The 24,175-nt window shown below is 59.7% G+C and carries 24 protein-coding genes; 19 read left to right on the top strand and 5 right to left on the bottom strand.

Going from position 1 to position 24,175, the window contains the following annotated elements; translation table 11 throughout:
• Position 1: 1 nt before the first annotated feature.
• Positions 2–937 carry a DUF58 domain-containing protein gene (locus Q666_RS60815; RefSeq protein ID WP_022998137.1) on the bottom strand — a complete coding sequence of 312 codons (936 nt, stop codon included), beginning with the start codon at positions 935–937 and terminating at the stop codon, positions 2–4.
• A 34-nt stretch (positions 938–971) separates the two neighbouring features.
• Positions 972–1,991 carry a MoxR family ATPase gene (locus tag Q666_RS60810; protein ID WP_022998136.1) on the bottom strand — a complete coding sequence of 340 codons (1,020 nt, stop codon included), beginning with the start codon at positions 1,989–1,991 and terminating at the stop codon, positions 972–974.
• A gap of 281 nt (positions 1,992–2,272) precedes the next feature.
• On the opposite strand from Q666_RS60810, the gene Q666_RS60805 reads away from it, so the two are divergent.
• The 5 genes from Q666_RS60805 to Q666_RS60785 all read left to right on the top strand — a co-directional run bounded on the left by Q666_RS60805 (position 2,273) and on the right by Q666_RS60785 (position 6,301).
• Positions 2,273–2,881 carry a DUF1285 domain-containing protein gene (locus Q666_RS60805; protein WP_022998135.1) on the top strand — a complete coding sequence of 203 codons (609 nt, stop codon included), beginning with the start codon at positions 2,273–2,275 and terminating at the stop codon, positions 2,879–2,881.
• Between the two features lie 39 nt (positions 2,882–2,920).
• Entirely contained in the window at positions 2,921–3,571 is a 651-nt protein-coding gene (locus Q666_RS60800) for a CoA pyrophosphatase (RefSeq protein ID WP_022998134.1), read from the top strand.
• Positions 3,571–3,831, top strand: a complete 261-nt coding sequence (locus tag Q666_RS60795; protein ID WP_022998133.1) for a DUF6111 family protein — start codon at positions 3,571–3,573, stop codon at positions 3,829–3,831. The genes Q666_RS60800 and Q666_RS60795 overlap by 1 nt, the downstream gene beginning before the upstream one ends.
• 4 nt (positions 3,832–3,835) lie before the next feature.
• Positions 3,836–5,080, top strand: a complete 1,245-nt coding sequence (locus tag Q666_RS60790) for a CCA tRNA nucleotidyltransferase (RefSeq protein WP_022998132.1) — start codon at positions 3,836–3,838, stop codon at positions 5,078–5,080.
• 108 nt (positions 5,081–5,188) lie between these two features.
• Positions 5,189–6,301, top strand: a complete 1,113-nt coding sequence (locus Q666_RS60785) for an HD domain-containing phosphohydrolase (protein WP_022998131.1) — start codon at positions 5,189–5,191, stop codon at positions 6,299–6,301.
• 1 nt (position 6,302) lies between these two features.
• Here the strand turns inward: Q666_RS60785 and hemF are convergent, their stop codons facing one another.
• Together hemF and Q666_RS60775 are read right to left on the bottom strand one after the other, a co-directional pair.
• The gene (gene hemF, locus Q666_RS60780; protein ID WP_022998130.1) at positions 6,303–7,229 is read right to left on the bottom strand and encodes an oxygen-dependent coproporphyrinogen oxidase; all 927 of its coding nucleotides are present in this window, start codon (positions 7,227–7,229) and stop codon (positions 6,303–6,305) included.
• A 54-nt stretch (positions 7,230–7,283) separates the two neighbouring features.
• Positions 7,284–7,766, bottom strand: a complete 483-nt coding sequence (locus tag Q666_RS60775) for a tRNA (cytidine(34)-2'-O)-methyltransferase (protein ID WP_022998129.1) — start codon at positions 7,764–7,766, stop codon at positions 7,284–7,286.
• A gap of 200 nt (positions 7,767–7,966) precedes the next feature.
• Between Q666_RS60775 and Q666_RS60770 the strand changes: the two genes are divergently transcribed.
• The 14 genes from Q666_RS60770 (at position 7,967) to Q666_RS60705 (ending at position 23,011) form a co-directional block, all read left to right on the top strand.
• Positions 7,967–9,820: an ABC transporter ATP-binding protein gene (locus tag Q666_RS60770; protein ID WP_031268270.1), complete on the top strand. Its 1,854-nt coding sequence runs from the start codon at positions 7,967–7,969 to the stop codon at positions 9,818–9,820.
• Between the two features lie 104 nt (positions 9,821–9,924).
• The gene (locus tag Q666_RS60765; protein ID WP_031268269.1) at positions 9,925–10,323 is read left to right on the top strand and encodes a DUF2177 family protein; all 399 of its coding nucleotides are present in this window, start codon (positions 9,925–9,927) and stop codon (positions 10,321–10,323) included.
• 182 nt (positions 10,324–10,505) lie between these two features.
• Positions 10,506–11,825 (top strand): methyl-accepting chemotaxis protein, encoded by a 1,320-nt coding sequence (locus Q666_RS60760; RefSeq protein WP_022998126.1) that lies wholly within the window; start codon positions 10,506–10,508, stop codon positions 11,823–11,825.
• Positions 11,826–11,957: 132 nt separating this feature from the next.
• Complete coding sequence (locus tag Q666_RS60755) at positions 11,958–13,820, top strand: EAL domain-containing protein (protein WP_022998125.1); 1,863 nt, start codon at positions 11,958–11,960, stop codon at positions 13,818–13,820.
• Positions 13,821–14,214: 394 nt separating this feature from the next.
• Entirely contained in the window at positions 14,215–14,643 is a 429-nt protein-coding gene (locus tag Q666_RS60750) for a hypothetical protein (RefSeq protein ID WP_145903536.1), read from the top strand.
• Positions 14,644–14,645: 2 nt separating this feature from the next.
• Positions 14,646–16,484: an ABC transporter ATP-binding protein gene (locus tag Q666_RS60745; RefSeq protein WP_022998123.1), complete on the top strand. Its 1,839-nt coding sequence runs from the start codon at positions 14,646–14,648 to the stop codon at positions 16,482–16,484.
• Between the two features lie 306 nt (positions 16,485–16,790).
• The gene (gene petA, locus Q666_RS60740; protein ID WP_022998122.1) at positions 16,791–17,351 is read left to right on the top strand and encodes a ubiquinol-cytochrome c reductase iron-sulfur subunit; all 561 of its coding nucleotides are present in this window, start codon (positions 16,791–16,793) and stop codon (positions 17,349–17,351) included.
• A gap of 25 nt (positions 17,352–17,376) precedes the next feature.
• Positions 17,377–18,642, top strand: coding sequence for a cytochrome b/b6 (locus Q666_RS60735; protein WP_022998121.1), 1,266 nt, complete (start codon positions 17,377–17,379; stop codon positions 18,640–18,642).
• Positions 18,643–18,672: 30 nt separating this feature from the next.
• On the top strand, positions 18,673–19,557 hold the full coding sequence (locus Q666_RS60730; RefSeq protein WP_022998120.1) for a cytochrome c1: 885 nt from the start codon (positions 18,673–18,675) through the stop codon (positions 19,555–19,557).
• 71 nt (positions 19,558–19,628) lie between these two features.
• Positions 19,629–20,120: a heme-binding protein gene (locus Q666_RS60725; RefSeq protein WP_022998119.1), complete on the top strand. Its 492-nt coding sequence runs from the start codon at positions 19,629–19,631 to the stop codon at positions 20,118–20,120.
• 61 nt (positions 20,121–20,181) lie between these two features.
• Positions 20,182–21,060 carry an S-methyl-5'-thioadenosine phosphorylase gene (locus tag Q666_RS60720; protein ID WP_031268268.1) on the top strand — a complete coding sequence of 293 codons (879 nt, stop codon included), beginning with the start codon at positions 20,182–20,184 and terminating at the stop codon, positions 21,058–21,060.
• A 135-nt stretch (positions 21,061–21,195) separates the two neighbouring features.
• Positions 21,196–21,744 (top strand): adenine phosphoribosyltransferase, encoded by a 549-nt coding sequence (locus Q666_RS60715; RefSeq protein WP_022998117.1) that lies wholly within the window; start codon positions 21,196–21,198, stop codon positions 21,742–21,744.
• A gap of 7 nt (positions 21,745–21,751) precedes the next feature.
• Complete coding sequence (gene bluB / locus Q666_RS60710; protein WP_022998116.1) at positions 21,752–22,414, top strand: 5,6-dimethylbenzimidazole synthase; 663 nt, start codon at positions 21,752–21,754, stop codon at positions 22,412–22,414.
• A 117-nt stretch (positions 22,415–22,531) separates the two neighbouring features.
• On the top strand, positions 22,532–23,011 hold the full coding sequence (locus Q666_RS60705) for a GNAT family N-acetyltransferase (protein ID WP_022998115.1): 480 nt from the start codon (positions 22,532–22,534) through the stop codon (positions 23,009–23,011).
• Positions 23,012–23,089: 78 nt separating this feature from the next.
• Here Q666_RS60705 and Q666_RS60700 read toward each other — a convergent pair whose 3' ends face one another.
• The gene (locus tag Q666_RS60700; protein WP_031268259.1) at positions 23,090–23,986 is read right to left on the bottom strand and encodes an agmatinase; all 897 of its coding nucleotides are present in this window, start codon (positions 23,984–23,986) and stop codon (positions 23,090–23,092) included.
• Between the last annotated feature and the right edge of the window lie 189 nt (positions 23,987–24,175).

Genomic DNA, 24,175 nt, shown 5'->3' with positions numbered 1-24,175 from the left:
GTCAGATGCCTCCTTTTGGCAGTACGTCCAGCGCACCGGACAGGGCACTGTGAAGCACGAGCAAAGGTTCGGACGCCGGACGGTCGGTGTGGTGCAGGACATATGTCCAGCCGGCACGCCTTGCGATGTCACGAATTTCCGCGCGGTGGGCTTCCAGCCGGTTGCGATAATCCTCGCGCCATTTTTCCGCGCGTCCGGCGGTCAGCCGAAACCCCTTTTCCGGATCGGTGAATTCGACCCTGCCGTCAAACGGGAAGGTTTCCTCGATCGGATCGAGGACCTGAACCAGGTGACCACGCGCACCAGTGCTGGCAACACGGGCAACCCATGCCGCGACTTCCTCGATCGGGTCCAGAAAATCGGACACCAGAACCACATCGGCAAACCGTTGCACGGCAGTGGTGTCCGGATAGGCGATCGGTTTGGAAAGATGGGTAAGTGCATCGGCAAGGCGTTCAGCGGCGCGCCGGTCGGAAAAGGCTCTGGTGAGGCCAGGCAGTCCGATCCGTTCGCCTGTTTCAGCCAGCATGTCGGCAAGTGCAAGCATCAGCACAATGGCGCGGTCGCGCTTGGCGACACCTGCAAGGCGGGAGCGGAAGACCATGGAGGGCGAAAGATCTGCCCAGAGCCAGACCGTGTGCGCGGCCTCCCATTCGCGTTCGCGAACATAAAGATGATCATCGCGTGCGGAACGGCGCCAGTCGATGCGCTTTGCCGGTTCACCCATGTTAAACGGGCGGAACTGCCAGAAGCTTTCCCCCGGGCCCGCACGCCGACGGCCATGCCAGCCGGCGATGATGGAACTGGCAACATGGCTTGCCTCGACCAGCAGATCCGGCAGGGCATCGGCGACCGACCGGGCCTCGCCGATGACGTTCGGCCAGGTATCGGCATCAATGCCTGTCTGGTTGCTGCCCTGCGTACTGCTCGAATCCATGCGGTCGGCTTCCTGGCTGGTTAAGGGGAGGGGATCAGGCGATCAGTTCCTTGACCCGTCGAATGACGTCGCGAACGGTGTGACCGTCGGCTCTGGCCGCGAACGTCAGTGCCATGCGATGCTGAAGGACCGGTTCGGCAAGAGCCAAGACGTCGTCGACGGAAGGTGCGAGACGCCCGTCGACAAGCGCGCGGGCCCTGACGGTCAGCATCAGTGCCTGGCTGGCACGCGGTCCCGGACCCCAGGCGATCAGGTTGGTGAGATCGGAAGGTGCGGAGCTGTTGTCCGGGCGTGCGGAGCGCACAAGCTTCAGGATTGCTTCCACCACGGATTCGCCTACCGGCATGCGCCGAACGAGCTGCTGGTATTCCATCAGTTCTTCCGCGCGCATGGCTACCTGGGCCTTGGCCTGATCGGCACCGGTGGTTTCCAGCAAGATCCGGCGTTCGGCCTCAAGATCCGGGTAATGCACGTCGATCTGCATCAGGAACCGGTCGAGCTGGGCTTCCGGCAGCGGATAGGTGCCTTCCTGTTCGAGCGGGTTCTGCGTGGCAAGCACGTGGAAGGGGCGCGGCAGGTCATGCGGGTGCCCGGCGACGGTCACATGATACTCCTGCATGGCCTGCAGAAGCGCCGACTGGGTGCGCGGGCTGGCACGGTTGATTTCGTCAGCCATCAGCAACTGAGAGAAAACCGGACCGGGAATAAAGCGGAACGAGCGGCTGCCGTCGGCACCCTGTTCCATTACTTCGGCACCGAGAATGTCGGACGGCATCAGGTCTGGCGTGAACTGGATGCGCCGGGCGTCGAGGCCCAGAACGGTGCCGAGCGTTTCCACCAGCTTGGTCTTGGCAAGGCCGGGCACACCGACAAGAAGGCCGTGGCCGCCAGCCAATATGGTGACGAGCGACTGCTCCACCACATTTTCCTGACCGAAGATGATCCGGGCGATATCGACCTTGGCATCGCTGATCCGGTTGACGGCACGTTCGGCTTGTTCGGCGACGGCGGCGAGATCTTCTTCGCTTGGGCTGGAGGGAGAAATAACGCTCATGGATCACCTTTCCCGCAATCTGCGTTTCGACTGCCTGTCCGGCCCTGGGGCTAACAACACCCCTGACCTTTGTTGCTGCGACTCAAGCAGTCTGACACCATATAAATCAGTAGATAAGGCGCAATTGTGCGCCATACAGTGGAAAGGTCCAAGAATCTTTCCTCACTTTGGGGAAAAGGTCGGGCCTGCGGGAAGCCGGGAGCAGGCGAAGAAGATCCGGGCGGTAGCGGAATTGTCAAAAATTCCGGTACCTTGATGAAGACGACAAGGGCGAAACATCCATGGCGGAGGCAACCGCAAAAACGGACGGGGCACTGCCCGAAGGTTTAAAGGCACTGATGAGCCGGGCGGACACAGGCGGCAAGGGACCACCTCCGGTCGAGAAGTGGAATCCGCCGTTTTGCGGGGATCTGGACATCCGCATTGCCCGTGATGGCACGTGGTATTATCTCGGTTCGCCGATTGGCCGCATGCCTCTGGTGAAGCTGTTTGCCTCAGTGCTGCGCAAGGACGAGGACGGCCGGCATTATCTGGTCACGCCAGTCGAGAAGATCGGGATCACCGTGGAGGATGCCCCGCTTCTGGCCGTCGAGATGGCGGTGGAAGGCGAGGCGGAAGAGCAGCAGCTCACGCTGCGGACAAATCTCGGTGATCTGGTCGCCGTTGGTGCGGACCATCCTCTTCGATTTGAAAAAGAACCGGACAGCGACGGTTTGAAACCCTATGTTCACGTCAGAGGGCGCCTGGAGGCCTTGTTCACCAGAGCGCTGATGTATCAACTGGCGGATCTTATGGAAGAGCAGGAAACAGATGACGACACCCGGATGGGGGTCTGGAGCGGTGGCCGGTTCTTTTCGGTAAATCCCGCCTTCCTGAGCGTTCAGGACTGACCGAATGAACTGTTTCGTACGACCGGAAACCCCGATTGCATGACTGCATTCCTGACCAAACCACCTGCGGATTCCGCACACTGGACTTCCCTGTTCAGGACGCGGCTGGATGATGCAGCGCTTCGCGACATCGAACGCGAGACCGGTGACCACATTCTCAATCCGGACCTTGGTCCCTATGCAAAGTGGGACGGTCCACCGCGCGATGCGGCAGTTCTCATCGGTATCGTGGAACGCAGCGACGGGCCCAATGTGGTGTTGACGCAGCGAACCGGTCACCTGAAATCCCATGCCGGACAGGTTGCCCTTCCCGGGGGCAAAATCGATCCGACTGACAATGGACCTGTTGAAGCAGCGCTGCGGGAGGCAGACGAGGAAATCGGCCTTGCTCCGGAGCGCGTCGAGTTGATCGGCAATCTGGCGCCCTATCTCACCGGTTCGGGGTACCGTGTTATTCCGGTGGTCGGCACCATTCAAGACGGCGCAGCCTTCCGGCCCAATCCCGGCGAAGTCGAGAGCGTCTTCGAAGTGCCATTGGGCTTTTTGATGGATCCCGCGAACCATCAGAAACTCAGCCGCGAGTGGCAGGGAAAACGCCGCTACTTCTACGCAATGCCCTTCGGAGAACGTTATATCTGGGGCGTCACCGCGGGCATTATCCGCTCCTTGTACGAAACGGTCTACCGCTGATGGTTCGTGTGTTCATACTGCATCTGTTACTTTTCCTTCTTCCTTTCATCACCTACGGACTCTGGCTGTGGCTGAGCAAGCGCAACACCGAGCCTGGCCGCTGGTCTGCCAAGCCGATGGCGTGGCTCACGCTGGTGGGCCTCGTTCTGGTCATTACCGGCCTGGTCGGCATGGCATCCTTCGATCACGCACCGGATGGGGCCAATTGGCGGCCATCGGAAATGCGCGATGGTGTGTTTATTCCGGGCCGGTACGAATAACGCGATGACAACGACTGCCGATCAGATCCTGCAACAGGCGGACTGGCTGAAAACACCGGGAATACAGGCGGTGTTTGCGGCGATCGAGCAAGACGGCGACGAAGCCCGCGTTGTCGGTGGAGCCGTTCGAAACACGTTACTCGGTCACCCTGTTCCAGATGTCGATATCGCGACGACTGCCTCGCCCCAAACAGTGATGGAACGCACGCTGGCCGCGGGCTTGAAGCCGGTTGGAACGGGCATTGACCACGGTACAGTGACGGTGGTCAGCAACGGTTATCCCTACGAGGTCACGACGCTGCGTGAGGACGTGGAAACCTTCGGCCGTCAGGCCCGTGTCGTTTTCGGCAGGAACTGGACGCGCGACGCGGAACGTCGCGACTTCACTCTCAACGCGCTCTATGTCGACTGCGATGGCCGATTGCACGATCCACTTGGTGGACTGGACGATTGTCTGAACCGGCGTGTGCGTTTCATTGGTGAGCCGGACAAGCGCATACAGGAAGACTATCTGCGCATCCTCCGTTTCTTTCGGATCTATGCGGCCTACGGTGCCGGAGAGATGGATGCGGACGGGCTCGGGGCCTGCCTGCGCCAGCGGGACGGCTTGCGGCATCTGTCCGCAGAACGTATCGGCCACGAGATGCGGCGGCTGCTTCGCGCGCCTCTGGCAGGATCCGCACTGAAAATGATGAACGATTGCGGCCTTTGGGAAATCGCGACGGGCGGCCTTGCCCGCATCGATGATTACCTGGCACTGCGCAGCCTGGAAGCCACCGCAAGTGATGTGACCGATCCGGAGCTCGGGCTGGTGGTGCTTGCCGGTTTCGTGCGCGAGGACGTGGAGCGCGTTAGCGACCGGCTTCGGCTGTCGAATGCCGAAAGGGACCGGATGCGGACCGCCTGGGCGGCGATGAAATGTCTTCGCCAGGCCGATGGTCTGCCCGAGGCCGAGCACTTGGTGTATCAGTTCGGCCGTCAGGGCGCGGTCGACGGCCTTTTGGGGCGCTGGGCCGGGTTGCGTGCGCAAGGATCAGATCCAACGGAGATCTTTGGCGGGCTGCTGGAGCGGTTGCGGGAGGTTGCCGTGCCTGAATTCCCGGTCAAAGGCGCAGATCTGATTGCAGCCGGGCACTCACCCGGGCGCGCGTTGGGGGATAGCCTCAAGGCTCTGGAGGCCGATTGGCGCGACAGCGGTTTCTCGCTCTCCAAACAGGATTTGCTGACGCGGGCAGGCGCTGCGACTTAATGAAATCTTATTGAGATTGCGTCACATCGTGATGGTGATTTCCTGTTGGGCGGGTTTTCCGGTTAACTTGTCGTGAGAAGGCGTGTGCGGAATACAATGAGGCGATGAATGGAAATTGTCCTGATCTCAGACGGCCCGCTTCCACTCGATTCTCCGGTCAGAAAACTTCCGTTCTTCTTTCCCGCGCGCCTGATCGACATGTCCAAGGTGTCTGCGAAGACGGTCGGCGAAGGCCGTGTCGCTGTCGTGGAGTTGCTGGACGCGACTGATGCGGGGCTGACCGCGCTCAAGAAATCCTGGGCCAGCATTGCGGAAATCCCGGTGATCTGCCTGGTGTCCAAGAAGAACCGGCGTGAAGTGATCCAGGCGGCAGCGCTCGGCAAGACCGACATCATGGAGCGTGACACGCCACTGGCAATTCTGGTGCGCAAACTCAAGGCAATCATTCCCGACGACCCGCTTGCCAACGTTCCAAAAGGACTTCCGGCGAAGACACTTGAGGCCTACAGGAAAGGCAACTCCTTCCTGGAAAGCATCGCGCTGTCTGCAACGGAAGGATCCAACATCCAGATCAGCCTGATGAACGAGGGGGCGGCGGAGATCCTGTCGTCGCTGTCACTTGACGGTCTCTCACCCTGGCTGGAAGCCGTGCAATCTCACCACAGTGGAACCTATTGTCATTCCCTGATGGTGGCCGGTCTCGCCGGGGCTTTTGCGAAGCATCTCGGCTGGAGCAAGGCGGATTGCCAGGAAGTGATTGCCGGCGGTCTGCTGCATGACATCGGCAAGATGCGCATCCCGCTGACCATCCTGGACAAGGCCAACAAGCTGACGGACGCCGAGCGCGCCATTATCGACAAACATCCCATGTTCGGTCGCGAGATTCTGAAACCGCGGCTCGAAGTGTCGGTCGACATCAAGAAGATGGCCATCCAGCATCACGAGTTTCTGGATGGATCAGGTTATCCCGATGGGCTGAAGGGAGACAGGATCTCGCCAAAAGTCCGCCTGATGACCATTTGCGACATATTCACAGCGCTTACCGAGACCCGGTCCTACAAGGACGGCATGCCGGTTCGCGCTGCCATTGGCGTCATGCTGGAGATGGGCAAGAAACTCGACCAGGTCATGCTGAAGCAATTCGCCCAGATGGTCCTCGATCGGGATTTCGGCGAAGTCAGCCGGCAGCCTCAGAAGGTGAAAGGCACCTCGGCCTTCTGAGTTAGGGCCATTTTACAACGGGGGGCATGGACGAGAGGATCGAGGCAACGTTGCCGCCGGTCTTCAGTCCGAAAATCGTCCCGCGGTCGTAAAGCAGATTGTACTCCACGTATCGGCCCCTGCGGACCAGCTGTTCCTCGCGCTCCATGTCGCTCCACGGCTTCTGGAAATTGCGGCGGACGAGTTCCGGATAGATGTTCAAGAAGGCCAGGCCGACATCCCTGGTGAAGGCAAAATCGTCTTCCCAGGTTCCGCTGTTGAGGTAATCGTAGAAAATGCCGCCGATGCCGCGCGCTTCGTTGCGATGCTTCAGGAAGAAATAGTCGTCACACCAGGCCTTGTAGGCATCATAGTCGGCAACATCGTGTGCGTTGCAGGCAGCGCGCATGGCTTCGTGAAAGGCAACGGTATCGGGGTCGTCCTGCGTTCGCCGTGCGTCCAGTACCGGCGTCAGATCTGCGCCGCCACCGAACCACTGACGGGTGGTGACCACCATGCGGGTGTTCATGTGAACGGCGGGGACATGCGGGTTCTGCGGGTGAGCGATCAGGCTGATGCCGGAGGCCCAGAAGCGCGGGTCCTCGTTGGCGCCGGGGATCTGACCGCGAAATTCGGGCGAGAATTCACCGTGTACGGTGGAAATATGGACGCCGACCTTCTCGAAAACGCGGCCATGCATCATGGACATGACGCCGCCGCCGCCCTTTGCCCCGGTGCTGTCGGTGCGCTCCCAGGGCGTGCGTTCGAAGCGCCCGGCGGGCTGGTCGGCCAGCGGACCGGCGAGATCGCCGATCTCGTCCTCCAGGTCTTCAAAAGCCTTGCAGATACGGTCTCGCAACTCCTTGAACCAGGCCGGTGCGGTTGCCTTCTTGTCCTCGATGCCGTCCGGGATGGGACCGCCGCGGTTTTCAGGTGTGGGTGCGTTCATGTGACTGCCTGGACTGGTTGGGGCCTGCCGGGCCGGCGGGCATGCATGTGATTGCTATCTTTGAGTGTACCCTTGGCTTTTAGGAAATGTGCCTGATTGCCGCAAGGCTTCACCCAGCACCATGCCTGTTGAGACGGCGACGTTGAGCGAGCGCATGCCGTCGGCCATGGGGATCGTCAGCCGGGCATCGGCAAGCGTGTGCACGTCCTCCGGCACGCCCGAACTTTCCCGGCCCATCATCAATATGTCGTCTGGCTGAAACGCGAAATCCGCGTAGGGCACTTCCGATTTTGTCGTCAGCAGGATCAGCCTGCGCTTGTTCGAACGTCGCCAGTCATCGAATGCGGCAAACGAGATGTGGCGGACCATCGCGGCCCTTTCCAGGTAATCCATGCCGGCCCGCTTGAGAGCGCTGTCGGAGATCGGAAATCCCGCAGGTTCGATCAAGTGCACAGTGACGCCCATGCAGGCAGCAAGACGCAGGATCGTTCCGGTATTTTGCGGGATGTCCGGTTGGTAAAGGGCAATGTCTGGCATGGGTATCCGCATTGGTTTCGGGAGACCGGCTCAATAGCAGCAGGCATAACATTTGTCACAGGAAGACCGGTTTCAATGCCCGGTACAAGGCCGGAAGCTGCGGGTTTGGGGCAAATCGTTACATATTTTCATTGGGCCAATTTCGCGCGTGGCGCGTAGGATGACGTGAAGAATCGCTCCAGCCTCCATGGAGACGCCACGTGTCCCCGCTCTTTCGCGCTTTTGAATCCTGGATAGATCCTTTCCGGGAGCCGTCCAAATCCGACATGCCCCATGGCGGGTTTGCCTTCCTGATGTATTTCGTCACGCAGGTGCGCTGGCCGTTCATTGCCATGCTCGCCATCGGCGGGGCGACCGCCTTTGTTGAAGTGGCGATCTTCAATTTTCTTGGCCGCATCGTGGATCTTCTGGAAGAAGGCAATCGGGCGACATTCTTCTCCGATCATTTCTGGACACTCATGACCATGGCCTTCGTGGTGCTGGTCGTGCGCACGCTCACCAATTCGCTGATGGCGCTGGTGGAAGAACAGGCGATCGTGCCCGGGTTCTTCAATCTGGTGCGCTGGCAGTGCCATCAGCGGGTGATGAAGCAGAGCCTTTCCTATTTTCAGGACGATCTCGCCGGGCGCCTGTCGCAGAAGGTGATGCAGTCGGGCATGTCGGCGGGCGATTTCATGACCAACCTTTTGCAGGTGGTCTGGTTCATTGTCGTTTATGCCATCACGACGCTCGTGCTGGTCGCGGATCTGGACCTTTGGCTGGGCGCACTCGTGGCCATCTGGCTGCTTTGTTTCACCGCAACCGCCATCATCTTCGTGCCACGGGTTCGTGCTGCGGCAAAGGATTCGGCAAATGCCTATTCGGGCGTGACCGGACGTCTGGTGGATACCTACACCAATATCCAGTCGGTCAAGCTGTTCGGATCATCGGAAGAAGAAAGCCGGGGAGCGCGGGCCTCGGTTGAGACGATGATTGCCAAGATACGGGTCTTCACCAGGCTTTTGACCACAATTCGCATGATCATGACGCTGGTCAACGGAGTGATGATCGTTTCGATTGCGGGCCTGGCGCTGTCCATCTGGCAGGACGGCGGTATCAGCGCCGGTCATGTGGCCTTCACGCTCAGCCTGATCCTGCGGCTGAATATCCTTTTGAACCGGCTGTTCAACCAGCTCAACGGCCTGTTCCGCCACTTCGGATCGCTGCAGGACAGCATGGAGACCATCGTCAAGCCAGTGACCCTGACAGACAAACCGGCGGCGCCGGAGCTGAAAGTTACTGCGGGGGAAGTGCGGTTCGATAAAATCCGGTTCCACTACGGCAAGGCGGGCGGTGTCATCGATCATCTCGACCTGACGATCCAGCCGGGTGAGCGCGTCGGTATCGTCGGCCCGTCAGGGGCGGGTAAAACCACGCTGACAAGCCTGCTGCTTCGGTTCTTCGACGTGGAGGCGGGGCGTGTTCTCATCGACGGACAGGACGTGCGCGATGTGAACCAGGAATCGCTGCGCCGGTCGATTGGCATGGTGACCCAGGATCCGTCCTTGCTGCATCGTTCGATCCGCGAGAACATCCTCTATGGCCGAACGTCGGCCAGTGAAGAAGAGTTGCTGGAGGCGACGCGCAAGGCCCACGCGTCCGGTTTCATCCAGAGGCTGGAAGACAGGCGCGGCCGCAAGGGGTTCGACGCCTTTGTCGGCGAGCGTGGTGTCAAACTGTCCGGCGGTCAGCGTCAGCGCATTGCAATCGCGCGTGTGCTCCTGAAAGACGCCCCGATCCTCGTTCTGGACGAAGCGACCTCGGCCCTCGATTCGGAAGTCGAGGCTGCCATCCAGGAGAACCTGCAAGGATTGATGACAGGCAAGACCGTGATCGCGATCGCGCACCGCCTGTCGACCATCGCCGCCATGGACCGACTGATTGTCATGAACAGGGGTCGGATCGTTCAGCAGGGGACACACGAGACACTCCTGGAAGATGCAGACGGCCTTTACGCGCAGCTCTGGCACCGCCAGTCCGGCGGATTTCTGGAACCGGAAAGCGAATTCGCCTGAGTTGAAGCTCGCCGCAGCAGCTCAGCTCAATTCCTGCTGATCCAGTGCTCTTGCCGAGGCGTAGAACCGACGAAACAAGGCAGTGCAAAACCAGGGGGCCGATCTTGAAATACGTCACGGCATACATCGCAACAATGCTCGTTTTTCTTGCCGTGGACTACGTCTGGCTGACGCAGGTATCCACCCGGTTCTACCTTGACCGTATTGGCCATCTGATGATGGAAAAGCCCAACATCGCCGCCGCGAGTGTTTTCTATCTGGTGTATGTCGTCGGCATAGTGATCTTCGCGGTTGCGCCCGCGCTCAAGGCAGACAGCCTTGTGACCGCCATTATTTTCGGAGCGCTGTTCGGGTTTTTCACCTACGGCACTTACGACGTCACCAACTACGCAACGCTCAGGGAGTGGCCGGTTTCCGTTGTTCTCGTCGACGTTGCCTGGGGGGCGGTCCTGTCCGCGGTTTCGGCCGGTGCGGGCTTCACGATCACCCGGCTGATGTCCTGATCCGCTAGACGCGAAACGCAGGGCACAACAGTCTCGTCAAAAATATCAAGACTACGTAGTTCTCCGAGGACTGGCCGTTACTGAATTTTTACGTGCAGAGCGGTAGTGTTTCATCTTGCGATAACGGCGCTGAGCAACAGCGGCCGTAAGCGGGGCTGAAAAATTACTGTCGGGGTTTCCACGTGACGCTTTCAATCAAGGGCCGGTTCGTCGCCATGGTTCTGACGGCTGCCGCCATCATGATGGCCGGTACCGCATTTGCTTTCTATACCTTCCGCCAGGCCTTCATGGAAAAGATCGGCACACCCGCCGGTGCGCAGGACTTTCTGACAGGCAATGTTGCCGGAAAGATCGACGGGCTTATCCTGGATCAGATGATCACCATCGGTCTGGTCGTGCTGCCGGTCGGTCTGGCCTTTCTGGCATTTGCAGTCATTTTGGCCGTGGGGCTCGCCCGGCCGATGAACCGGTTGCAGACTGGCCTCGACATGCTGTCCGAAGGCAATCTCGACATCCAGATCGACGGTGCCCATCGGAGCGACGAAATCGGAGCCATTGCACGGTCCGTGACCGCTTTCCGGGCCAATCTCGCCGAACGGGCCAAAGAGCAGGCAAGGCAGGAACTTGCCCACCAGGAAGCCCTCAGCGAGGAGCGCAAGGCGCTGATGCAGGATGTTGCCGATGATTTCGAGAAGTCCGTCATCGGTGTGGTTTCTGCCTTGTCGACGGCTGCCAAAAGCGTTGAAGGCAATTCGGCGGATCTGAACAGGGCGGTGAACTCGTCCATGCAGGCGGTTCAGGAAGTACATCAGGCAACATCGGAAGCCAGCAGTTCCGTCGCTTTCGTGACGAGTTCGGCAGACCGGCTGTCCGGTTCGCTGAGCCGTGTGCGTGAGGACGTCGATCAGGCAACGGACATTGCCAGCACCGCGGTGGCGGAAGCCCGGAAAACCGACGAGATTGTCGGTCGGCTTGCGGAAACCGGCCGTGCCATCGGCGAAATCGTCGAGTTGATCAGCCAGATCGCAAGCCAGACCAACCTGCTTGCGCTCAATGCGACCATCGAGGCTGCAAGGGCTGGCGAAGCCGGGCGGGGATTTGCCGTCGTTGCGAATGAGGTCAAGGCCCTTGCCGAGCAGACGACCAGGGCGACCGAAGACATCTCCGCGCAGGTGACGGCGGTGCAGGAAGTCGCGGAGCTTTCCGAAACCGCCATCCGTTCGATCGCGGAAACCATTGGCCGCGTCAGCGAGATTTCCGGAAAAATCCGCGAAGCGGTCGAGGAACAGACAACGGCCACCCACGAGATCAGCAGCAATGCACTGACGGCGCGGACCAGTTCCGATCAAGTGGCCGAAAACGTCGATACCTTGAGCGACGTTATGGAGACCAGCCGGACGGCTACCGATGAAATGAACGGTGCTGCTGCCGAACTCGGGCAATTGTCAAACAGCCTACAAGAACAGGTTCGGCAATTTCTGCAAAGCGTGCGGGCTGCCTGAGAGACTGCCGCGGAACGCCTTGTGTATTGGTATAAATGACAGTAACCCAATAAAATCACTTGCAGTTTAGAGATTGGTTCAGTTTTGCTCCCGTAGAGTAAGCGTAACTAATATCTTGGCTGAAGACGGAATATGGCAGAATTCTTAGCGAATGTGCCGGGTCAACATCTCCTGCTCGCATTGGGCACCGCTCTGGTTCTCATGGCCGTATGCTATTTATGCGGCCGAAAGCAGCGGGACGGCTCGGCTCCTTCCAACGTTTCCAGATTTGGCAACGATGCCGCAATCCTTCAGCTTGTCGTGGAGCATGCCCATGAAGGACTGGTCATGCAGGACATCGACGGACACATCGAATGGACGAACCCGGCCTATTCCCGCATCACCGGTTTCAGCGCTGAGGAAATTCGCGGCCGGCGGCCTCAGGAATTCATCTTGCCGCCGGAAAACCAGCTCTCCCCGGACGAGATTGAAAACTTCCGCTACGACCTGACGAAGTTCCGGTCGGGAACCGAAGAGCTGATCCTCAACCGGCGCAAGAACGGCGAATTGTTCTGGAACCAGCTGACCTTTGCTGTGGTCGAGGGAAAGACGCTGGAAGAAACCAAGATCATTCTGATTTGCCGGGATGTAACCAGCCAGGTAGAGCATGTGAAGGAGCTGGAGAATGCGCGCATCCGTTTGAAACATCAGGCGGAGCATGACGACCTGACCGGCGTTGCCAACCGGGCCAAGCTGAATGCCTACCTGAAGGAGCGCGTTGCAGAAGGTACGGACGGCAGCGCTCAGATCGGAATCATTCATTTTGATCTGGACCACTTCAAGGACATCAACGACAGCCATGGACACGGAGCAGGCGATGCCGTGCTGCGCCATGTGGCCATGGTGATGAGCCGTGTGCTGGGCAACAAGGGGTTGGTCGCACGTATCGGCGGGGATGAATTCGTCGCGGTGGTCGCGGACCCATCCGGCCCAGGCGAAATGGAAGATCTGGGCAGCCGGATCCTTGAGGGACTGGCCAAGCCGGTGAGAGTGGACCGTCACGAGTTGCGGGTTGCCGGCAGTGTCGGGCTAGTGCTGGCGAAAACGGCGACTGCGAGTGCGTCGGAACTGATCAATTGTGCCGATATTGCTCTTTATGCTGCCAAACGTTCGGGCCGTAGCCAGATCTCCTGGTACACGGATGCGCTTGGAGCGGCACATCGCCACCGGCGCATGATCCAGGCACAGCTGGACGAGGATCTTGAAAACGGCGGTCTGTCTTTGATGATGATACCGCAGTACGACCTGGAGAGCCGGCGGATCATCGGATACGAAGTTACTGCCTGCTGGCTGCATCCTTCCGAAGGGCTCGTGGACCCGGTCAGCCTTCTGTCGACGCACGAAGACGTCAAGAGAATCGCCCAGATCGAGCGTTTCGCGCTGCTGGAGGGTCTTTCCCAGGTCCGGCGACTTCGAGAGCTCTCGAATACGGCGTTCTTCCTGTCGGTGAACCTGAGCGGAGCCAGCCTGAAGGAAAAAGGCTTCGTTGAACAACTTCGTCAAGCTGCCTGTGAGGCTGGTTTCAAGACCGACGACATCGTGGTCGAGCTGGACGAAAAAATCATCCGTTTCGACGAACCGGACGGCCTCGCCGGATCTGTCGACCTTCTGAGGGAAATCGGTTGCAGGGTTGCCCTGGACAAGTTCGGCGGCGGACATGGCGGTGCCGGTCAGCTTATCTATCTGAACGCGGATCAATTGAAGCTGTGTCCGATGCTTATTGCAGGGCTTGAGGACAGCAAGGAAAAACGGCAGCTGGTTCAGTCGGTCACCCGGCTTGCCGGCAATCTGGGGCTGAAGATTTCCGCGGCGGGGGTCGATACGACAAAGCAGGTCGATCTGCTCAAGCAATTCGGCTGCACGACGGTGCAGGGCAAGGTCATTGCGGATCCGCTATCGCCGCATGAAGCAGAAATTCACATGCGCGAGTTCGAGCTGCTGGAGTATCAGTCCTAAGCTCTCTGCCGTTGGGAGAGGTTTGGGGGTCTGTGGCCGATGGGCAACAGATCGATATTTCGTGCTGCAATTTGACGCATTTTTGCTTTTCAAGTTCTCCGAAAGCAGGTACCAACATCCCCAGTCAACTCATGGTGGTTGGCTTTGTTTCCCCAGCAGCCGCCCGGCTGCGCAACCAGGAGGGCACTAAATGACAGATCGCTGCATGATCCACCCATATGCCGCTCTCCAGGCTTGCCCAGGTATCACTGTCCGCTTCCGCTAGGAAGCCACAGACCTTCTTCAAATTCCTGACTTTTGCGGTGACCGGCTGAAGCCGTTCCCATTGAGCTGCATGCGTTGCCGCGCGTGTCTGCCGTCACCACGTTTACGATCCCATTTCGGAGATGATCCGATGTCATTCCATTTCACGCCGGACCTGTCCCCAGCGACAGGCCGTCCGGATATTGAAGTGTCTTTACCAGAAGAGCCACGACAGGCTTTTCCCCGCCGTGCGATGCGTGCCGCTGTCGCCGCTGGCGTCTTTCTGGGAACCACTTTTGCGATCGCCGTCGTGTTCTTCATTCCGGTCATCGTCTTCAATCTGAGCCGGATCGAGGCTCTGGAAATCGCCGGCCGACACATACCGGTGACGCAGTTTGCCGATGAACTCGGCGCGCTTTTCTGGGGCACCTTCATCGTGGCTCTCGCCTTTACAAGTTTCATCGCCAGTCTGCTGCTGTTTGCGACTGGCCGCATAATTCGCCCGCATAGAAAACCTGTGCGCACTGACGATGCCCTGGTGCATCTCAATGTGTTACGGTTGAGCGGGGCCGAGAGGTAATCATGTTCGAGCGTTTCGAAAAACTCGTGGACCCCTTCGAGAAGACTGTTCTCGAAGTGCCCCCGAAGGGCTTCTGGGCCTTCTGTTGGTACTACACCAAACCTGTCTGGCCGATCCTGGCCGGTGTGTCGCTTCTCGGCACGCTGGTCGCGATCGTGGAAGTCTATATCTTCACGTTCCTGGGCGACCTGGTCACCTGGCTGGAAAAATCCGATCCGGATACGTTCGTCAGTCAGAACTGGCGCACGCTCCTCTTCATGCTGCTGATCCTGCTGGTGCTGCGCCCGCTGCTGGAGGTTATCTGGCAGCTGCTGTTTCACCAGGGGCTGATGGGCAACTATCCCATGTCCATCCGCTGGCGGGTGCATCGATACCTGCTGCGCCAGAGCGTGTCGTTCTATCAGAACGATTTCGCGGGCAGGATCGCGACGAAACTGATGCAGACAGCGCTTGGTGTGCGTGAGGTCGTCTCGCGCATGGCCGATATCATGGTCTATGTCGCAGTCTACTTCACCGCGGCCGTGATCGTGGTCGCGGGAGCCAATATCTGGCTCAGCCTGCCGTTCCTGGTGTGGATCTGTGCCTATCTGCTCACGATCCGCTTCTTCATTCCGAAGTTGCGGGACGTGTCGAAGGAGCAGGCTGATGCACGCTCCCTGATGACCGGTCACGTGGTTGATGCCTATACCAACATCACCACGGTGAAGCTGTTCTCCCATGCGGAGCGCGAAGAAGCCTATGCGCGCACGTCGATGCTTGGCTTCCTGAAGACGGTCTTCCTGCAGATGCGGCTGGTGACGGGACTGAATATCGTCCTGGTGTTCATCAACATGCTGCTGCTGACCTCCATCGGTGGTCTTTCGATCATTCTGTGGCAGGCCGGCACTGTGACCATCGGCGAAGTCACCATTGCGGTTGCCTTCGTGCTGCGTCTTCAGGGGATGTCCCACTGGATCCTTTGGGAGCTTGCAGGATTGTTCGAGAACATCGGCACCGTGCAGGATGGCATCTCCACCATTTCGCGGGAACGCGAGGTGATGGACGTCAAGAACGCCAAGGCGCTCGAGGTCGGGCAGGGCGAGATCCGTTTCGATCGCATCCGGTTCCATTATGGCAAGGAAGCCGGCGTGATCGAGGACCTCAGCCTGACGATCCATCCGGGTGAGAAGATCGGTCTGATCGGTCGGTCGGGTGCAGGCAAGTCGACGCTGGTCAACCTGATCCTGCGCTTCTACGACCTGGAAGGCGGCCGGATCCTGATCGATGGCCAGGACATCGCCAATGTCCGTCAGGACGACATCCGGGCCGAGGTTGGTGTGGTGACGCAGGATACCTCGCTCCTGCATCGGTCGATCTTCGACAACGTGGCCTATGGCCGTCCGGATGCGACGCGGGAAGAGGTGCTGGCAGCGCTTGAAAAAGCACATGCACTGTCCTTCGTCGACGAGCTGGAGGACATGGAGGGCCGCAAGGGTCTCGATGCTCATGTCGGCGAGCGGGGCGTCAAGCTGTCCGGTGGCCAGCGCCAGCGGGTGGCCATTGCCCGAACCCTGCTGAAGGATGCGCCGATCCTGGCGCTCGACGAGGCGACATCCGCTCTCGACAGTGAAGTGGAGCTGGCCATTCAGGAGAGCCTGTTCGATCTGATGCAGGGCAAGACGGTGATTGCGATTGCCCACCGTCTGTCCACGATCGCGGCCATGGACCGGCTGATCGTGATGGACAAGGGTCGAATCATCGAGGAGGGGTCCCATCAGGAGCTTCTGGAGCGGGGCGGACTTTACGCACAGCTCTGGGAGCACCAGTCGGGGGGCTTTCTGTCCTCGGTTCAGGCCGCCTAAATCCAAAGACCAATGGCAAGAGCGGGATTCAATCGGATTCCGCTCTTGCACTCATTCCCCAAAAAAGGGCAGAAAAGCGGCGCGGCGGTTGTTTTGCCTGCGACATATGCGTTTCGAGGCGTTTGTTGAACTGGACAAGCGTTTCGAAGGGTGCAAAAAGACAAGCCGCTTGGCCGGTGCGGAATAGCCCGTATCCGGCCCCCGATGAGCCCGGCATGGTTCCGTTCCCTTCTTGGGCAAAGAAGGGGTCCCGGACGTGATGCGGGCTTTCGGTACAGGTTGAACAGGTTTCGAGAGGACGCGACCTTGGCACATACGGATCAGGCGGAACCGACCCGCCGCGATTTCCTCTATATTGCGACCGGCGCCATGGGCGTCGTTGGCGCTGGCGCGCTGGCATGGCCGTTCATCGATCAGATGAACCCGGATGCCTCCGCATTGGCTCTGGCTTCCATCGAGGTGGATATCTCTGCCGTGGAAGAGGGGCAGTCGATTACAGTCAAATGGCGCGGTAAGCCGGTATTCATCCGCAACCGTACCGAAACGGAAGTGGAAGAAGCCAAGGCTGTTCCCCTGGCTGATCTTCCCGACCCGCTTGCACGAAATTCTAACCTGCCGGCGGACGCGGAAGCGTCTGACGCCAACCGTGGCGTCGAAGGCAACGAGAAATGGCTCGTCCAGGTCGGTATCTGTACCCACCTCGGCTGCGTGCCGATCGGCAGCTCCGGCGACTTCGGCGGCTGGTTCTGCCCGTGCCATGGGTCTCACTACGACACCGCCGGCCGTATCCGTAAGGGCCCGGCTCCCGAGAATTTGCTGATTCCGCCGCTCGAGTTCGTCAGCGACTCGACGATCAAGATCGGCTAACGGCATAGATTTTTAGGAGACAGCCATGGCTGGACATTCAAACTATGTACCGCAGAGCGCTCCGGCAAAGTGGCTGGAAAGCCGCCTGCCGGTCATCTCGCTCGTTCGCGGCTCTTTTGTTGATTTCCCGACGCCGAAGAACCTGAACTACTGGTGGACCTTCGGTGGCATCCTGTTCTTCGTGCTGATCGCGCAGATCATCACCGGCATCGTGCTGGTGATGCACTACACGCCAAGCACCGATGCAGCCTTCAACAGCGTCGAGCACATCATGCGCGACGTGAACTTCGGCTGGATGCTGCGTTACCTGCATGCAAACGGCGCGTCGATGTTCTTCATCGCCGTGTACATCCACATCTTCCGTGGTCTTTATTACGGTTCCTACAAGGCGCCGCGCGAGATCTCCTGGATCCTCGGCGTGATCATCTTCCTGATCATGATGGGCACTGCCTTCATGGGTTACGTGCTGCCGTGGGGCCAGATGTCCTTCTGGGGCGCAACGGTTATCACCAACCTGTTCTCGGCCATTCCGCTGGTCGGCGAAGAAATCCGCACCTGGCTGTGGGGTGGTTTTGCGGTCGACAACCCGACCCTGAACCGCTTCTTCTCGCTGCACTACCTGCTGCCGTTCATGATCTTCGGTGTCGTTATCCTGCACGTGTGGGCGTTCCACACCACGGGTAACAACAACCCGACAGGCGTTCAGCCGAAGACCAAGCAGGACACGGTTCCGTTCCACCCGTACTACACGATCAAGGATCTGTTCGCGATCATCGTGTTCATGATCCTGTTCGCATGGTTCGTCTTCTACGTGCCCAACTACATGGGTCACCCGGACAACTACATCGAAGCAAACCCGCTCGTGACCCCGGCGCACATCGTTCCGGAATGGTACTTCCTGCCGTTCTACGCGATCCTGCGCGCCATCCCGGACAAGCTCGGCGGTGTTGTCGCCATGTTCGGTGCCATTGCAGTTCTGTTCGTTCTGCCCTGGCTTGACACGTCCAAGGTTCGCTCCGGCACCTACCGCCCGCTGTTCAAGCAGTTCTTCTGGATCTTCGCTGCCAACGCCGTTGCGCTTGGCTATCTCGGCGCCATGCCGGCCGAAGGCACCTACGTTCTGCTCGCCCGGGTCTGCACCGCCTACTACTTCGCCCACTTCCTGATCATCCTGCCGATGCTCGGGTTCCTGGAAAAACCGCGGCCCTTGCCGGCCTCGATTTCCGAAGCGGTTCTGAAGGGCGGAGCCGGCAAACCGGCTGGTGCGACTTCAGCACCGGAAACGAAGTAACGCGGCCCGGATCAGGAGTTAATTGAGACAATGAGCACCATGATCAAAATGGTTCGTTCCTTCGCTGCGGTGGCGGCTGTCGCCATCGCGACCCCGGTCTTCGCAGCAGGCAACGCCCCGCACATCGAGCGGGAGCAGTGGTCCTTCTCGGGTCCGTTCGGTTTCTACGACCGTGGCCAGCTGCAGCGTGGCTTCAAGGTCTACCGGGAAGTCTGTGCTTCGTGCCACGGCCTGAAGCAGGTTTCTTTCCGTAACCTTGCTGAAGACGGTGGCCCGAGCTTCACCGAAGACCAGGCCAAGCAGATCGCGTCCGAGTACACCGTCATCGACGGTCCGAACGACGACGGCGACATGTATGAGCGTCCGGGTATCCTGGCGGACAAGTTCCCGTCTCCGTTCCCGAACGAGCAGGCTGCCCGCGCTTCCAACGGCGGCGCTTACCCGCCGGACTTCTCGCTGCTGGCAAAGGCCCGTGCTGCGCACCGCGGTTTCCCGTGGTTCGTCTTCGACGCCTTCACCCAGTATCAGGAGCAGGGCCCGGATTACATCTACGCGCTTCTCACCAGCTATCCGGAAGAAAACCCGGCATGTCTGGGTGAGGACTTCACCGGCAACTACAACCCGGCATTCCTGGGTGGTTCCGTTACCGCTGAAGCTTGTGCGCACGAGCATCTGACAGGTGGTCCGATCGGCATGGCCGCACCGTTGTCCGACGAGCTGGTCGAATACACCGACGGCACACCGATGACGGTCGACCAGTATGCGCATGACGTCGCTGCATTCATGATGTGGGCCGCCGAGCCGCATCTGGAAGAGCGCAAGAAGATCGGCTTCCGGGTCATGATCTTCCTGATCGTCTTCGCCGGCATGCTCTACTTCACGAAGAAGAAACTGTGGCGCAACGTTGAGCATTGATTGATTGCCGCCTAAGTGCATGATGAAAGCCGCCGGACCTTCCGGCGGCTTTTTCTTTGAGGGGTAATGCAATGCGCCGCGCATTGATGTTTCTGGCAATTCTCCTGCTTCCTGTCCCCGCAAATTCGCAATCGGCCGCAACCCACATGGTCGAGGTTCTGGACATGCATCTTGCCATGCGCGCTGCGCTGCGAGCCGTCGAGGTCTGCAACGAGGCAGGTTTTCAGGCCGGAGCTTCCGTGGTGGACCGTTTCGGCGTCGAGCAAGTGACACTGCGCAGCAACATGGGCGGTGCGCATGTTGCCGAAACCGCCCGTCGCAAGGCCTGGACCGCCGCTTCTTTCAACCTTCCCAGTTCGGATCTTGGTTCGCTCGCCGGACCGGGCGGAGAGGCCAGTCTTGCAGCTATTCCAGGGGCGTTGCCTCTGGCTGGGGGGCTGCCCATCGTCTCGGCGACCGGAATGCTTCTCGGAGCGATTGGCGTTGCCGGAGGCGGTGGCGGCGAGAACGAGGCGAAATGCGCCAAGGCCGGGCTTGACGCCATCGCGGATCAATTGAAATAAACCATCGCTGATGCGGGCCTGTGTCCCGCAGGAATTGATTTTGAATCTGTTTGGAGTGGTTATGGCAGACGCAGTATTGGGCATTATCGGCGGGTCTGGAATCTACGACCTTCCGGGTCTGGAAAACTCCGAATGGATCGCCGTCAACAGCCCCTGGGGCACGCCATCCGATGAAGTGCGTATCGGCACCATTGATGGTCTCAAGGTGGTTTTCCTGCCCCGTCATGGGCGCGGACACGTCTATTCGCCGACAACCATCAACTACCGCGCCAACATCGACGTGATGAAGCGCTGCGGTGTCACCGATCTTCTGTCTGTCTCTGCCTGCGGATCGCTCAAGGAAGAACATGCTCCGGGCACCTTCGTGCTGGTGGACCAGTTCATCGACAGGACGTTTGCGCGGGAGAAGAGTTTCTTCGGTACCGGCTGTGTCGCGCATGTGTCCATGGCGACACCGGTCAGCCCGAAGCTGGTCGATGCAGTGGCGGCAGCCGCGAAAGCTGAGGGCCTCGCCTATGCCAAGGGCGGCACCTATCTGGCCATGGAAGGCCCGCAGTTCTCTTCTCTAGCGGAAAGCCAGCTCTACCGGTCCTGGGGCTGCGACGTCATCGGCATGACCAACATGCCGGAAGCAAAGCTTGCCCGCGAGGCGGAGATTTCCTACGCCACCATCGCGATGGTCACCGACTATGACAGCTGGCACCCGGACCACGGCGAAGTCGATATTCAGGCCATCATCAAGGTTCTTCACGAGAACGCGGAAAACGCCCAGAGGCTTGTTGCCCGTGTCGCAAGGGATCTGCCGCGCGAACATCAGTCCTGCCCGGCCGGGTCGGATACTGCGCTGGAGTTTGCCATGATGACCGCACCGGACAAACGCGACCCGGCGCTGGTGGCGAAGCTCGACGCTGTCGCAGGACGGATCCTGAACCGGACCTAACCGGATTGCCGGCCGAAAGTGTGGCCAGCATAACCCCTTGAGACAAAGCGAAATTGCTTCGACCGGCAGGTCAAACTTGTTATAACCACCGGCCGGGGCAGATGCCTGGAACTATTTTAACAGAGAGATATCCCGATGACCGCACAGACCATTCAGGATGAGCTTGTCAGTGCAATCCGCACGATCAAGGACTATCCGAAAGAGGGCATCCTGTTCCGGGATATCACGACGCTGCTCGGCGATGCCCGTGCCTTCCGCCGGGCGGTCGATGCCCTGGTACAGCCCTGGGCCGGCTCCAAGGTCGATCAGATTGCAGGCATCGAGGCGCGCGGTTTTATTCTCGGGGGTGCGGTCGCGCACCAGCTGTCCGCCGGCTTCGTGCCGATCAGGAAGAAGGGCAAGCTTCCGCACGAAACCGTCCGGATCGCCTATTCCCTGGAATATGGCCTGGATGAGATGGAAATGCACAAGGATGCGATCAAACCGGGTGACCGTGTCATCCTGGTTGACGACCTGATTGCTACCGGTGGAACGGCAGAGGCTGCCTGCAAATTGTTGCGGTCCATGGGCGCCAACATCGAGTCGGCGTGCTTTATCGTCGATCTGCCAGATCTCGGCGGGCGCAAGAAACTGGAAGCGATGAACGTTCCAGTGCGCACCCTCGTGGAATTTCCGGGTCACTAGGTCTGTCATGGCGGGAGGAGCCGAGGGCAGAGACGTGATACCGGACTTTTCAGCGAAATTTCAGAAGGATTTCGAGACCCTTCTGAAATGGCGACGGGACGTGCGCCGTTTCAAGCAGGAGCCGTTGCCGGCAGGCGCTCTCGACCATCTTCTGCAACTGGCAGACCTCGCCCCCTCTGTTGGCAACAGTCAACCCTGGCGAATTGTTGTTGTCGACAGTGCCGAGGCGCGTGGGCGGATCATCGCGAGCTTCGAAGCGGAAAATGAAGAAGCCGCCAGGACCTACAGTGACGACAAGGCGCTCGCCTATCGCCAGCTCAAGCTGGCGGGGCTGAAGGAAGCCCCCGTGCATCTGGCGATTTTCTGCGACGACGACCCGGAACAGGGCCACGGACTGGGCCGGCTGACCATGCCGGAAACGCTGGCCTATTCCACGGTCAGCATGATCCACACATTCTGGCTGGCGGCTCGTGCCGAAGGTGTCGGGGTTGGCTGGGTGTCGATCCTTGATCCGGACGCGGTGACAGAGGCGCTGCAGGTTGACGCCGGTTGGCGCCTCGTGGCTTATCTATGCGTCGGTTATCCGGAAGAAGAGCATATCGACCCGGAGCTGGAGCGAGCGCGTTGGCAGGCGCGCACGCCTCTGGCATCCCGCGTCATTCACCGATAGGGCATCCTGCGGCCAGACGACCGCAAAAAGGATGCTCGCAAATTATGGAAGCGATCGGCAAATGCTTGTTCAATTGGCGACGATTGAAGGGCCGCTGATCTGGAGGCAGGGCAGACCATGAGCGTGATCATCCGACGGATCAACGAGGAAGACAAGGAAGCTGTGTTCCAGCTTCTGGCAGACCGATGGGCAGGCCCCGAAATGCTATTGGACGGCGAGATCGTCGATGCGTCGAGCCTGCCGGGTTATGTTGCCTACGCAGGCGACGATCTTGTGGGGCTTGTCACGCTGATCAAGCGGGAAAGCGAATGGGAAATCCTCACGCTGGACTCGCTCAGCCGCTGGGGTGGCACCGGAACACTGCTGCTGAACGCCGTGGTCGATGAAGCAAAGGCGTCCGGCATCAACCGGCTGACCGTCCGTACGTCCAACGACAACCTCGACGCCTTCCGCTTCTATCAACGGCGCGGCTTCCGTCTGGAGCGGATCGCGCAAGGTGTCATCGACGCCGAGCGCGAAAAGAAGCCGGAAATCCCGCTGCGTGGCGACTACGGTATCGAAATCCGCGACGAAGTCCTGTTTGCCCGCAGCCTTTGAGGTGCTGGCGACATCCCCTTTCTTTCCCACCTTTTCTGCATCGGTCTTGCCAGCCCGAACACCTGTCCGAGTATCCTGTTATTGCCGGACGATCGCGCCGACGGCGTTGACCAAAAGTCTTGAGGCGGTCAGCGCGCTGAGGCCGTCGATATCGTTCGGCGGGTAGAATTCGACAAGGTCAAACCCAACGATCCTTGCGCGTCTGCCCAGACCCGCAATCAGATCGATCACCTGCGTGTAGGTGAGCCCGCCGGGCGTGCGCGCGGCAACGCCGGGCATGATTGCCGGGTCAAGGCCGTCACAGTCCAGCGTGACGACGCAGCGCGCGCCTTGCGGAATATGCTTCAACGCGGCCGAGATGCCTTCTGCGTGGACCTCGCGCGCTGTGACAAAGCGGCTGCCATAGGTTTGTGCAGCCTCGATTTCGTTTTTGCCGGCGCTGCCAACGGCACGCAGGCCAACCTGAACGAGGCCCGCAACATGCGGCATCTCACTGATGCGGCGCATCGGGCTGGAGTAGCCGTAGCGCTCGCCGTCGACCTCATCGCGCCAGTCGATATGGGCATCTATCTGCAGCACCCATAGGGGCCCCTGAGCAGCGAAGGCGGAGAGGAAGGGGATTGGTAGGGAATCATCACCGCCAAGCAGGATCGGAACGGCTGGCAGTGCCAGGATTGAGCGTGTTTGTGCCTCGATCCGTGCCCGGTTGCCTGCGTTGTCGTGCAGCCGGGTGTCGATATTGCCGATGTCGGTGCAGCACACCGGCTGACCCTCGAAAAGCGGTCCACCGAGATCGAAGTCCCAGTGGCCGACGAGGCCGGCATCTTCCTGACTGGCTGCGCGAATGGCATCGGCTGCTCCGGTGTACCCGCTGCTGTCCTTGCCAGGGTAAGTGCTGCCGTGTCCGGCACCGAAGATCACAGCACGTGGTGTCCGGTTTTCTGGAAGCTGTGCGGGAAAGTCGAGAAAAGGCACTCGGTCGGTCCTGTTCGGTTTCTTGCGGGCGGTAATCTGCAGAAAGGCAAATTACCGGGCGTTTGAGAACGCTTTCGATGCCTGACAGCATCAGCCTCAGCTTAATCGAAGACCGGGGTCTGCCAAAGTTCAAGGACAAAAACCGGCTCCCGCGTCAGCTCTTGCCGGATGGGGAGCGGAATTTGCATT

It is taken from the genome of Labrenzia sp. C1B70, assembly GCF_000475395.1.
Lineage (GTDB): Bacteria > Pseudomonadota > Alphaproteobacteria > Rhizobiales > Stappiaceae > Roseibium > Roseibium algicola.
This window is presented reverse-complemented; position numbering and strand designations above follow the sequence as displayed.